This window comes from Pedobacter sp. AC379, assembly GCF_979258145.1.
Window position 1 is genome coordinate 1263603 of record NZ_OZ409839.1, and the last position, 12428, is coordinate 1276030.

At 36.7% G+C, this 12428-nt stretch carries 11 protein-coding genes; 6 read left to right on the forward strand and 5 right to left on the reverse strand.

The window, feature by feature from the left end; genetic code table 11:
- The first annotated feature begins 293 nt into the window (after positions 1 to 293).
- The 3 genes from ACZZZW_RS05540 to ACZZZW_RS05550 all read left to right on the forward strand — a co-directional run bounded on the left by ACZZZW_RS05540 (position 294) and on the right by ACZZZW_RS05550 (position 3973).
- Positions 294 to 1265 carry a polyprenyl synthetase family protein gene (locus tag ACZZZW_RS05540; RefSeq protein ID WP_463492519.1) on the forward strand — a complete coding sequence of 324 codons (972 nt, stop codon included), beginning with the start codon at positions 294 to 296 and terminating at the stop codon, positions 1263 to 1265.
- A complete protein-coding gene (locus ACZZZW_RS05545; RefSeq protein WP_055908074.1) occupies positions 1265 to 2320 on the forward strand; it encodes a TerC family protein in 1056 nt (351 codons plus the stop codon). Before ACZZZW_RS05540 ends, ACZZZW_RS05545 begins: the two co-directional genes overlap by 1 nt.
- 204 nt (positions 2321 to 2524) lie before the next feature.
- Positions 2525 to 3973, forward strand: coding sequence for a M20/M25/M40 family metallo-hydrolase (locus tag ACZZZW_RS05550; RefSeq protein ID WP_463492520.1), 1449 nt, complete (start codon positions 2525 to 2527; stop codon positions 3971 to 3973).
- 259 nt (positions 3974 to 4232) lie between these two features.
- Here the strand turns inward: ACZZZW_RS05550 and ACZZZW_RS05555 are convergent, their stop codons facing one another.
- A complete protein-coding gene (locus ACZZZW_RS05555; RefSeq protein WP_463492521.1) occupies positions 4233 to 4661 on the reverse strand; it encodes a CBS domain-containing protein in 429 nt (142 codons plus the stop codon).
- 280 nt (positions 4662 to 4941) lie between these two features.
- Positions 4942 to 5391 carry a hypothetical protein gene (locus tag ACZZZW_RS05560; RefSeq protein WP_463492522.1) on the reverse strand — a complete coding sequence of 150 codons (450 nt, stop codon included), beginning with the start codon at positions 5389 to 5391 and terminating at the stop codon, positions 4942 to 4944.
- A 522-nt stretch (positions 5392 to 5913) separates the two neighbouring features.
- Between ACZZZW_RS05560 and ahcY the strand changes: the two genes are divergently transcribed.
- Positions 5914 to 7230, forward strand: a complete 1317-nt coding sequence (gene ahcY, locus ACZZZW_RS05565) for an adenosylhomocysteinase (RefSeq protein WP_055908063.1) — start codon at positions 5914 to 5916, stop codon at positions 7228 to 7230.
- Positions 7231 to 7539: 309 nt separating this feature from the next.
- Complete coding sequence (locus tag ACZZZW_RS05570; protein WP_463492523.1) at positions 7540 to 7881, forward strand: DUF6370 family protein; 342 nt, start codon at positions 7540 to 7542, stop codon at positions 7879 to 7881.
- Between the two features lie 397 nt (positions 7882 to 8278).
- Here ACZZZW_RS05570 and ACZZZW_RS05575 read toward each other — a convergent pair whose 3' ends face one another.
- The 3 genes from ACZZZW_RS05575 to ACZZZW_RS05585 all read right to left on the reverse strand — a co-directional run bounded on the left by ACZZZW_RS05575 (position 8279) and on the right by ACZZZW_RS05585 (position 11567).
- On the reverse strand, positions 8279 to 9259 hold the full coding sequence (locus ACZZZW_RS05575) for a polysaccharide deacetylase family protein (protein WP_463492524.1): 981 nt from the start codon (positions 9257 to 9259) through the stop codon (positions 8279 to 8281).
- Positions 9260 to 9543: 284 nt separating this feature from the next.
- Positions 9544 to 9924, reverse strand: coding sequence for a GtrA family protein (locus ACZZZW_RS05580; protein ID WP_055908055.1), 381 nt, complete (start codon positions 9922 to 9924; stop codon positions 9544 to 9546).
- A 2-nt stretch (positions 9925 to 9926) separates the two neighbouring features.
- On the reverse strand, positions 9927 to 11567 hold the full coding sequence (locus ACZZZW_RS05585) for an ArnT family glycosyltransferase (RefSeq protein ID WP_463492525.1): 1641 nt from the start codon (positions 11565 to 11567) through the stop codon (positions 9927 to 9929).
- Positions 11568 to 11650: 83 nt separating this feature from the next.
- On the opposite strand from ACZZZW_RS05585, the gene ACZZZW_RS05590 reads away from it, so the two are divergent.
- Positions 11651 to 12367: a pyridoxine 5'-phosphate synthase gene (locus tag ACZZZW_RS05590; protein WP_055908051.1), complete on the forward strand. Its 717-nt coding sequence runs from the start codon at positions 11651 to 11653 to the stop codon at positions 12365 to 12367.
- The last annotated feature ends 61 nt before the right edge of the window (positions 12368 to 12428 follow it).

The window sequence follows — 12428 nt, forward strand, 5'->3', positions numbered from 1 at the left end:
TTAGCACAGCTAATATTGGTTTAAATGTAAAATTTGAAATTAAATAAAGCTAATGTTTTAATGGATTTATTGTGATAAAGCTCATTTTTATAACCGCTTTTATCTCGCCTGACAATCCTTTATGCATCAGATCGTCTAAAACCGGAGCTTAAGTTTTGATATAATAAGGAATAGCAGAAGCGAAAAGATTATAGAGATTGTAGTCTCGGCGCTTCAAATCCTTAATATTAAGTTTCCAGATTACCTTTTTATGGGAAATTAGCTTAAGTTTGCAATCAAAATTTTTCGACTTAATGCCGGGAATCGAACAGATAAAAACACCTATTGCTGCTGATATTAAAGCGTTTGAAAAAACCTTTAAAGAGTCTATGCATAGCGACGCACCGTTGCTGGATAGGATTACCCATTATATAGTGAAGCAAAAAGGCAAGCAAATGCGACCGATGTTCGTGTTTTTTGCGGCTAAACTATGCGGTGGAATAACAGAATCGACGCATCGTGGGGCAGCCTTGGTAGAGCTTTTACATACGGCAACCTTGGTGCATGATGATGTGGTAGACAATGCGTACGAGCGTCGTGGCTTTTTCTCCATTAACGCCTTATGGAAAAATAAGATTGCCGTTTTAGTAGGCGATTATTTGCTGGCCAAAGGATTATTACTTTCAGTAAACAATAACGAGCACAGATTGTTACAAATTGTATCAGAAGCAGTTAAACAAATGAGTGAGGGAGAATTGTTGCAGGTGGAAAAAGTGCGAAGGATGGATATTTCGGAGGATTTATACTTTGATGTAATCCGGCAGAAAACAGCTTCTTTAATTGCTTCCTGTTGTGCTGCAGGGGCCGCTTCGGCAGGTGCTGATGATGAAACAATTGAGAAAATGCGCCTTTTTGGTGAAAAAGTAGGAATTGCCTTTCAAATTAAAGATGATACTTTCGATTTCGGAACGGATAATGTGGGTAAGCCTTTGGGGATTGATATTAAAGAAAAAAAAGTAACATTGCCTTTAATATATGCATTAAACAAATCTGATAAAACAGAACGGAAACGGATCATCAACCTGGTGAAAAATCATCAGGATGACCCGGTTAAAATTCAACAGATTATTGATTTTGTAAATGCAAATGAAGGTGTATTTTATGCCAATCAAAAAATGCTGGAATACCAGAAAGATGCATTTGATATTTTGCACAGTTTTGAAGCAGGCGAGGCACGCACTGGTTTAGAACAGCTTGTACTGTACACCACTGAACGTAAAAAATAATGGGTAACGAATTACTTTTTAGCTTAGGTTTTCTACTATTTATTGTACTTGTTCTTGCTTTAGACCTTGGTCTTTTTAGCAGGAAAGAGCATGTAGTAAGTTTAAAACAAGCTGGAGTAATGAGTTTGATTATGGTGGCCCTGGCCATTGGCTTTTACTTTATCCTTTTAACTGAAGGGCACCAACTGCACGGAATCAAAGATTTTGCACACCTTCAGGAAATTGTAACCAAACATCAGCATCATATTAAATTAATCCCAGGCGATTTTGATGGCAGTTTAGCCGTTTACAAACAAAATCTTGGTTTGGAGTTTTTAACCGGTTATGTAATTGAATATGCGCTCTCGGTCGATAATATTTTTGTAATCGTTCTTGTTTTTTCTGCTTTTGCGGTAGAAGAAAAATATTATCACCGTGTATTATTCTGGGGTATTTTGGGTGCAATTGTGATGCGCTTCATCTTTATTTTTGTTGGTGCAGCACTGATTACAAAATTTGCCTGGATACTTTATATTTTCGGTGCTTTTCTGGTATTTACTGGTGTTAAAATGTTTTTCAGCAAGCAGGAAGACGATAAAATAGATCCTGAAAATCATCCTGTTGTAAAATGGGCATCAAAAATATTTTCAATTCACCCTAAGTACGAAGGAAAGAAGTTTTTTGTAAAAATTGACCATAAAACATTGGTAACCCCCTTGTTTTTGGTATTGTTGATTGTCGAGTTTACCGATCTTCTATTCGCTGTGGATTCCATCCCGGCTATTTTTGCAGTAACAAAAGATCCCTATATCGTATTTTTCTCTAATATTTTCGCCATCATGGGTTTGCGGTCTATGTTCTTCCTGCTGGTGAATATTATTCATAAATTTCATTATTTAAAAACTGGTTTGGCTATTCTACTGGCATTTATCGGCGTTAAAATGTTGGGTCACGTGTATTTGGAGAAATGGGGTTTTACTACCGAACACTCACTTATAGTGATTTTAAGCATACTCGTAATCAGTATTGTGGCTTCATTGGTTTTTCCTAAGAAAAAGGCGGATATTGCAAAATAATCTTTTGCATCGGATGATTTCGCACTTATAGTCCAACTGAAATTATTTCAGTGTCTTTTAAAACCTGTAATACTTTAAAATAGTGGATTGATACTTCGAAACAACGAACCATTAGCATAACACCTTATCCAAAGCAAAATATACGTTACAGCTAGCAATCTCTGGCTAAAATTTGTACTTTCAGCAACTAAACTACTATTATTAATGAAATATTTTTTCTCCACTGCACTTCTTTGTGCCGCTTTTGTTGCAAATGCCCAGGATAAATTCGGTGATGTTTTTGCCAAGATCAATACAGATGTACAACAGCATTCAAAAGCCTACGAAACGCTTAAATATGAAACCGAAACGATCGGCCACCGTTTAACTGGCTCTACAAATGGGGCAAAGGCTGAGCAATATGCTTTCGATTTATTAAAATCATACGGCTGTGAAGTAAAGTTTCAACCTTTTGAAGTAGAAAGCTGGGCTAGAAAAGCCATTAGTGTAGAAATTGGTACAGATAAAAATAATCTGACCAAGGTTAAAGCCGTTACACTTGCGCATTCGCCAGTGAGTGCAGATGTTACAGGCGAAATTGTTGATGCTGGTAATGGATTAGAAGCAGATTATCAAGCCAATGCAGATAAGTTTAAAGGTAAAATTGCGTTAATTTATCTTGGTGTTTTGCCAGGCTCTCCGGCAGGAACAAAAACACTGCATCGCTCAGAAAAAACTGCCATTGCAACTAAATATGGTGCAATAGGAGTTATTATAATTAACACTGTAAAAGATGGAGTACTGTTAACAGGAACCGCTTCTGTAACGGGTAAATTAATTCCTATTCCGGCTATATGTATTGGTTTGGAAGATGGTATGGCGTTGAAAACGAAAATAAAATCACAAAATCATATTGCGCATATCGCCATGACTAATTTCTCTGGTTTAATTAAAGCGAGAAACGTAGTGGCTACTTTTAAGGGAACCGAGTTGCCCAAAGATAAAATTGTAGTTGGCGGACATTTAGATAGCTGGGACTTAGCAACTGGTGCAATTGACAATGGAATCGGTTCTTTTGCGATTATGGATATGGCACGTACGTTTAAAAAACTGAATTTAAAAACAAAACGTACTGTAGAATTTGTCCTTTTTATGGGCGAGGAGCAGGGTTTATTAGGTTCTAAAGCGTATATCGATCAGGCTAGAAAGGATAAAACCTTAAATCAGGTAAAATTTATGCTGAATTATGATATGACTAACGACCCGAAGGGTTTTTCTACCTCAAGAGCGGAAATGAAAGATTTGTTTACCGCCTGGGGTAATGATATTGTAAAAATTGATACGGGTTTTAAAAATATGTTTAATGCAGGTGCGGGATTACATAGCGATCATCAACCATTTATGTTGGAGGGCATCCCTACTGGTGGTGGTTTTGGTGGTAAACTGCCAAACAATTCTGGCCCATTTTACCATTCAGATGGTGATAGTTTTAAGCTGGTTGATGAGCAGGAACTTAAAAATACAGTGCGTTATAGTGCGATGTTAACATATGCTTTAGCCAATACACCAAAAATTCCTGTTGGTGTTCAGGGCGAAGAAGAATTGAAGACTTTTTTAGAATCTCAAAACCTTAAAGAACCTTTAACCATTGCCGGTGAGTGGAGATGGAAATAGCTTGGGGATAGATGCGCAGATTATAGTCTTCATTGGTATAAGATAATTCGTCCTTTCGAATTTGGTGTTCCAAAGGAACTCCTTCGGGGACAAATCTTTGCGAGAACTGCCTTAAAAGATTTCTCGACTTCGCTGCGCTGCACTCGAAATGACGGAAATAATTCTGTAGTCGTCGTTTCGACTGAAGCTTATTACACTTCATCGGTAGCGGAGAGTAGTAGCAGAAGATTGAGTAAACCAGGTATCTCACCAACCAGTATTATCCGCTAATATAGCTTTCCAATTGCGAAATGGTTTGCTTTTGATCGGCGATGATAAATTTAACCACATCGCCGATTGAAACCATTCCTTTTACCTCGTTGTTTTCTACTACTGGTAAATGACGGATGTGTTTATCGGTCATCAGCTCCATGCAATAATCAATTGTATCGCTTAAATTTATGGTAATCGGACTGGCCGTCATGGCTTCTTTAATCAATGTATCTTTTGATGATTTGCCCTGAAGTATGATTTTTCTGGCATAATCGCGTTCTGTAAAAATGCCCTTAAGCAAGTCATTTTCCATTACCAGTACGGCACTGATATTCTTTTCAGTCATTACTTTTAAAGCATCCAAAACGGATATATTTTCTGATACCGAGATAATCCGTACGTGTTTGGTATCCAATAAATGTTTTACGCTCTTCATAACAGTTAATTTGGTTACAACAATTTAAGAAATAATTACCTGTAAATCAAAGTTTTATTTTGATGTTTTGGAGATTTAAAAAGAAGTCAAGTTTTTGATGTACACCTCGCCATGTCAATTTGACTTCTTTAGGGCATATACGGTATAACTGGATTAATCTAAACCTACAAAATTGGCAGCTTCCGTTTCCTGATCGGAGTTATAATGGATGGACAGCCCTCTCAGTGCTGCTGGTCTTGCTTTTCAAATTACATTTTATCCAACTAATAATAAATACTTATCAATTTTTAAGTGGTTTTGCATCTATAGTGGTTTGCAGAGAACCGTTGGACGAATTCTTGGCTGAAGCTAGAAGCCCTGTTGTAATTTTACCAACTGAGAAAGCTCTCCTGATAACACAATTAAATCTTAATCTTGAAGCTGTAAAATTAGAGGTCCAAGTAAGCTTCAAATCTTTGACAGACCCATTTTTGTCGAAATCTAATTGTTCCCCAACACCAAGATCGCTACCGGAAATTTTCTCGGTTTGAGTTGTTCCGTCTGGTTTGGTAAAACTTATTTCAGCTTCGAAATTTTCAGGCAGTGATGTTGGTTGTACCCAGTTGTTTTGTCCATCAAGGTATCCAACTTGAACTTCGTAAGCTATAGTTACATAACTTGATTCGTACGGATATTTTTTGCAGCCGAATAGAGAAACTGTAACTAAGAGGGGCGTTATTATTTTTTTCACGACCAAAATTAGTCATAAATTACTGGCTAATCCAAAGCTGACAAGGAATTCATTATCGATTCTTCCGATACTCGGTTTATTATATTTTCTTTTTAGATTGCCATTTGTCATAATTAGTTGTAAATCAATTTTTGTTTAGATTGTTTTCAGCATTACAAACAACGCACAGTTTTATAATCTAAACCTAAGGGACAGAGTAATAGTGCAGCACTGCTATTAAGGTTTTATAAATTCAAAGCTCATATATTTTTAAGTACATACAAACCTAAGGAACGAGAATTACAGCCTCCGCCCCGATTTTACATTGGGATTCATCGGAACTAGAATGTGTGGCAGGGCCGGAGCAGAACTAAGAACGGCAGGATTTGCTTTTCAAAAAATAGTTAAGATATGAGGTGTTGGAGCTTGTGCAGAGAAAATAGACTTACTATTTTACAATCTGTAAACCTGCTTGCTCTTTTAATTATTTGGCTTTCACAAAGCTATGCCGTAACTTTGCATTACATTTAAAAACAAATAATTATGTCATCAGTAGAGACAACTTATATCCCTTACAAAGTTAAGGACATTTCACTGGCAGAATGGGGCCGTAAAGAAATCGAATTAGCCGAGGCAGAAATGCCAGGTTTAATGAGTTTACGTAAAGAATTCGGTCCAACACAACCGCTTAAAGGTGCCCGCATTGCAGGTTGTCTGCACATGACCATCCAAACGGCTGTATTAATCGAAACATTAACTGCACTAGGTGCTGAGGTTACCTGGTCATCTTGCAATATTTTTTCAACACAAGACCATGCTGCTGCTGCAATTGCTGCTGCGGGTATTCAGGTTTACGCCTGGAAAGGCTTAAACGAAGAAGAATTCGACTGGTGTATTGAGCAAACTTTACACTTCGGTCCGGAGCAACAGCCATTAAATATGATTTTAGATGATGGTGGCGATTTAACCAATATGGTTTTTGATAAATATCCTGAGCTGATTGCAGCAATTAAAGGTTTATCAGAAGAAACTACAACTGGTGTTCACCGTTTGTACGAAAGAATGAAAAACGGAACCTTGCACGTGCCTGCAATTAACGTTAACGATTCAGTTACCAAATCAAAATTCGATAACAAATATGGCTGTCGCGAATCATTGGTTGATGCGATCCGTCGTGCTACCGATGTTATGATGGCTGGTAAAGTTGCTGTTGTTTGTGGTTATGGTGATGTGGGTAAAGGATCTGCAGAATCATTAAGCTCACAAGGTGTACGTGTAATTGTAACCGAAATTGATCCAATCTGTGCTTTACAGGCCGCAATGGAAGGTTATGAAGTTAAACGTTTAGATACTGCAATTAAAGAAGCTGATATCGTGGTAACAACTACAGGTAACTGTGATATTGTTCGCGAAAAACATTTCCGTGCATTAAAAGATAAAGCTATTGTTTGTAACATCGGTCACTTCGATAATGAAATTGATATGGCTTGGTTAAATGGCAATTATGGCGATACCAAAGTGGAAATTAAACCACAAGTTGATAAATATACTATCGACGGTAAAGATGTAATTGTGCTTGCTGAAGGTCGCTTGGTAAACTTAGGTTGCGCAACTGGTCACCCAAGTTTCGTAATGAGTAACTCATTCACCAACCAAACTTTAGCTCAATTGGAACTTTGGACAAACACTGCAGCTTACGAAAACAAAGTGTATACTTTACCTAAACACTTAGATGAAAAAGTTGCCCGTTTGCACTTAGAAAAAATTGGTGTAGAGTTAGATGTTTTAGATCAACACCAGGCTGATTATATTGGCGTACCGGTTGAAGGTCCTTTCAAAGCAGATACATACAGATACTAATTCAGTTTACAGTTTTTAGTTAGCAGTTAACTGAAGATTGGTAACATAAGAGGGATGTGCAAATAGCATATCCCTTTTTTTATTGCATTCTCATAGAAGGGTATTAGAACGACAGCGTATTCTAATGTGACAATTGATTTTTCTTAAAAAATAGAAAAGGTTGGTTCCTGTTCTCTTAGGAAGGTTTCAGTCCTGCTGTCCACTTTATCCCGATGGAAGAATCGGGATGTCCGTTTCCATCAGGTTTATTTTACACAGGCTTCTGGTTCTTTTGCTGTTGAAAACTTACATTTGAAAAAAGAATTTATAATGAAAAAGTTAATGTTTGTTTTAGTGCTTGTTGTATCTGCATTTTCTGCGAATGCGCAAACCAGTCTTCAAAAAGCTGCGACTGCAAAAGTGGTAACCAAAAAGGTGGTTGATATTGCCTGTGGCGAATGCCAGTTTAAAATGAAAGGTAAAGATTGCGAATTGGCCGTGAAAATAGATGGGAAACCTTATTTTGTAGATGGTAAAGGTATTGATGATTTTGGCGATGCACATGGTGAACATGGTTTTTGCAATGCCGTAAGTAAAGCAGAAGTTTCCGGCGAAATTGTGAATAACCGATTTAAAGCGAAAGAAATAAAGTTATTGCCGGTTAAGAGGTAGTTTTACCGCAATAAAATCAAAGTTTTTCGCAAAGAGGTGCAAAGCAAAATATTATCCCTGCGCCCAGCTTTTTGTTCTTTGTGCCTTATCTCTGTACACTCAATGGTTAAGAACACACGGCTATTAAAACTCCTTTTCCATTTACCGTAAAGAAATCAAAGCTTTTCGCAAAGACGTGCAAAGCCAAATATTATCCCTGCGCCCAACTTTGTGTTCTTTGTGCCTTTTCTCTGTGTTCTTTGCGGTTAAAAACTCAATAAATTATTCTAATTTCTTTTTTCCACAATAAAATCAAAATTTTTTCGCAAAGAGGTGCAAAGTCAATATTATCCCGGAGGCCATCTTTGTGTTCTTTGTGCCTTTTCTCTGTGTTCTTTGCGGTTAAAAACTCGATAAATTATTCAAATTCCTTTTCCAGTCCCTGCCTCAAATCGAAAAGCAGCCATTGTTTGCTTTTCACATCAGCCTGTTTGGTTTTCAATAACTGAATAAAATCTTTTACGCCAATTTCTTCATTGCCATTGCCATGAATCAATACAATACTGCCAGCATTAGGCTGTTGTCCTTTTGCAAGCCAGGCATCGCTTCCTACAGGAATTAAACCATAAGCCTCGATTTTGTCTACAATTGTTTTATCCGACACCAAGCCAGGGAAACGGAAAAAAACAGAGGGTATCAAGCCATTTTTTAGCATCAGTTTTTCATTCTCCAATACCTCTACATCTAAATTTGTTCCTGGTGCCAATAAAAAGTTTTCGGCCAAAGGCAGTTTATTCACTTCATGATTATAGGTATGGTTTACCCAGGTAATGTTAAGTTCCTTTTTCTCTACCAGGCTTTTTAACCAGTTCAGGTCATCCTGGTGTTTTAACATCCACTTGCCAGAAACTGAAACAGCTAAGGGAGCAGGTTGCTCGGTCTTTTTAAATTCATCAAAAATAGATTGAAAAATGATTCTGTCTAGCGCTTTATGTGATGGACAAAGGTCGATGGTTAAGGTAATTCCTTTTTCGTTTGGGATGGCATGATCAATTCCCGCATTTTGAAGTTGTATATCCTTGGCAGCAGCGGCTTCTATAGCCTTTATGTAAGCTGTATTTTTAAAAATTGCCAGCACATTTGAGTATTGCAAACTGTTTGTGGTGTAATTACTAGCCAGATCTACTTTGGTATCTAAAGTTTCAGGATTTACCAGTAATAAATATTTTTGACTGTTTGCAGTAAAGCTTCTGAATGTGATCAGTTTTTCTGTACCACTGTTGGCGAGAGCAAAATTTACTTTATAGCGTTTTATATCATTAAAGTTTTGTGCAAAAATTTTAACCTCGAAAAAACAAATTGATATGATGATGAGCAGCAGTGATTTAGATAATTTCATAATTCCTTATTTAAAATCTTTCTAATTTAATGCAAATCATTTATCTTTACAAGTATCCCATGAACAAAGAGAAAGTAAAATTATGGTTTAAAAGGGTAGGCCTGGTCGGGTTTCTTTTTTTCCTGATTAAAGGATTAATATGGCTTGTTGTATTCTATTTTATCGGCAAAAACGTCACTTAAATAGTTCTTTGGTTATTAGTCATTAGTTCATTTAGCCGTTCGAATATAAAAACTAAGTCGTCATTCTGAAATTATCAGCATGAATAGTCAATCCAAAATCTGTTACTTAAAAGTAAAGAGCATATTTGCTAAAAAATTCCACACGAAAACAATCACAATTGCGAAAAATTTGGCAACATAAAAGTTGGTTCCGTTTTTACGCTGGTGAAAAAGATAAATGATAAAAGTATTTAATCCTAAACCGATTAAACTCACTACCAAAAACTTACTAAATTCAGTTGCCCAGTGGATATTGGTGCTCTCGAATGTCCAAACCCGGTTAATAAGGTAATTATTGGTTACCGCGAGCGAGAAACCTATTGCATTTGCAATGTATTTATTTATTTTAATCTTCTCCTTGCATAACCAGGTGGCACCGAAATCGATTGCCATTCCCAGGAAACCTGTCAGGCCAAATTTTAAGATCCGGAAGAATAAATCCATTTTTAATGTATTTTAACCAAATAAAAGTGCTCTAAAACCTCATAACGGGTTTTATTATTTAAAAATCTCCCCGTCAGTTTGGTCGTATGAAAGTATTCAAACGATTTAATCACTTCTGCATTGTACTCACTTTTAAGCTTTGGCAATTCTTGTTCCGAAATGTATATCACTAAATCTTTCAAGTGCTTTGATTGATCGAGATCATTGTAATTGTGCAGATACTTTACTTCTCCGGGTGCATAAAAATCAAAAGAAAATGCATCTATATAATTTAATACTGCAGGTTTAGCGGTAGGATAATTTTGCTTTAACCAATTACCGGCCTGCATACCCGATTGATACTTTAACAACGCAGGATAGAAAAAAACAAAGAGAAAGATCATTAAGCCAACTGATAAAAAAGCACTTCTGGCGATTATTGTTTCCAACAAAACGCCTTTAAATAACAAAAACGCCAACGCTAAAACAACAATCAGAATCCCAATGATTAAATATGGATTTTCGAAACCAAAAATATACGTCAGCACAGAAAGCAAGGCAATAACCAAAATAAAAATAATGTTCTGGATAATGAAGAAGGTTTTTAAGCCTTTGCTGCTAAGCTTCCTTAAGTAAAGTGCTGTTATTATTGAAAATTGTGGGAAAATGATCAGAATATAATGGGGCAGTTGAAATTTGGATAACGAAAAAATAAGGAAGGTTACTGCTGCACTTGCCCAAATTATAATGCTTTCCGGAGCCAAGGCAATTCTGTTCTTCTTATTGAAGAGATTTACAACAGCAGTATAAAATAATACAGACCAGGGCAGAAACGCCCAAAGCGTAGTGTGTAGAAAAAATGAAATATCTCCTTTTCCTTTAATTGGCCCATTGTTAAAAAAACGCCCAAACTGACTATCCCAGAAAAAGAATTTTAAACCTGAAACGCCAGTTCTTTCAAAAACAACTTTTTCAGGATGAAGGTCAAATTGTGTGTAAAGCGAATATAGCTCTGGCGTAATGAAAACAAGAATCAGCAAGATGGCGATATACCATTTCGGTTTTATAAGTTGCTTGTATTGTTTGGTAAAAAGCCAGTAAATTATAAAGCCTGCAAAAACCGGAATCAGCACAAAAATACCTTTAATCAGTATTGCGCAGGCTGCGAAAAATGAACCTGCTACAATGTGCCAAAAAGAGTTTTGGTGTGCTTTATAATAATGATAAATTGAAGCTAAGGTAAAAGTGGTAATGTAAATTTCGGCCCTTACATCAAAAGTAGAAGTGATGATGTGTAAGGCACTCATAAAAATCAACGCGCTGATTAATCCTGTTTTTTCATCATATATATCTTTAGCTAACCGGTATAAATACCCTGCGCCAAGTAAACCGAATAAAAATGAAGGCAATTTATAAGCAAATGACGAAATCCCAAAAATTTTAAAAAACGCGGCTGAAATCCAAAAGGTGAGGTGAGGTTTATCCAGCCAATCTGCACCACGGCCATAAAGGTTAAGCCAATCTTTATATAAGATGATGTTTTTTGACATAGAAGCATATAATGCTCCATCGGGTTCCATTACGCCACCAAAAAGTGCCGGAATACTTGCAATTGCGAGTAAAACGATCAGAAGTTTATATAGCGTTGTATCTTTTATGTTCATTTGCAAGAAGCAAATATGAGCAAAAAAAAGTCAAATTTTTTTAAGGTTTAAGATTAACAAGGGCAAAGCCTTATCTTTGCTTTATGACAAAGTTATCGGTTAATATCAATAAAATTGCTACACTTCGCAATAGTCGCGGAGGTAATAATCCTGATTTAGTTAAAGTTGCGTTGGATTGTGAGCGTTTTGGTGCACAGGGAATTACTGTACATCCACGACCTGATGAACGCCATATCCGTTATCAGGATGTTTACGATTTAAAAGCTGTTATTGCTACAGAATTTAATATTGAAGGCAATTGTAAAGAGGATAAATTTGTTGATTTGGTTTTGGCCAATAAACCTGCTCAGGTTACCTTGGTGCCTGACGCCGAAGGTCAGATTACTTCAAATCATGGTTGGGATACCATTAAACATAAAGATTACCTTAAAGAAATGGTTGCTGTTTTTCAAAAAGAAGGCATCCGCGTTTCTATTTTTGTAGATCCCTTGGTAGAGATGGTTGAAGGAGCAGTAGAAACCGGCACAGATCGTATTGAATTGTACACCGAAGCTTATGCGCACAATTATTATGCAGACCGCGAAAAGGCAGTTGTAAATTACATTGCTGCAGCGCATCATGCCAATACTTTAGGTTTGGGTATTAACGCTGGTCATGATCTGGATTTACATAATCTGCATTATTTTGCGCAAAGCATCCCCGGATTATTGGAAGTTTCTATCGGTCATGCTTTAATTAGCGATGCACTATATCTAGGTTTAGAACCTACCATTCAGAAATATTTACAACAATTGGTTTAGTTTTTAACCGCAATACTGCAAAGAAAAGGGGCGCAAAGAACGCGAAGCCTGGTATATCGAT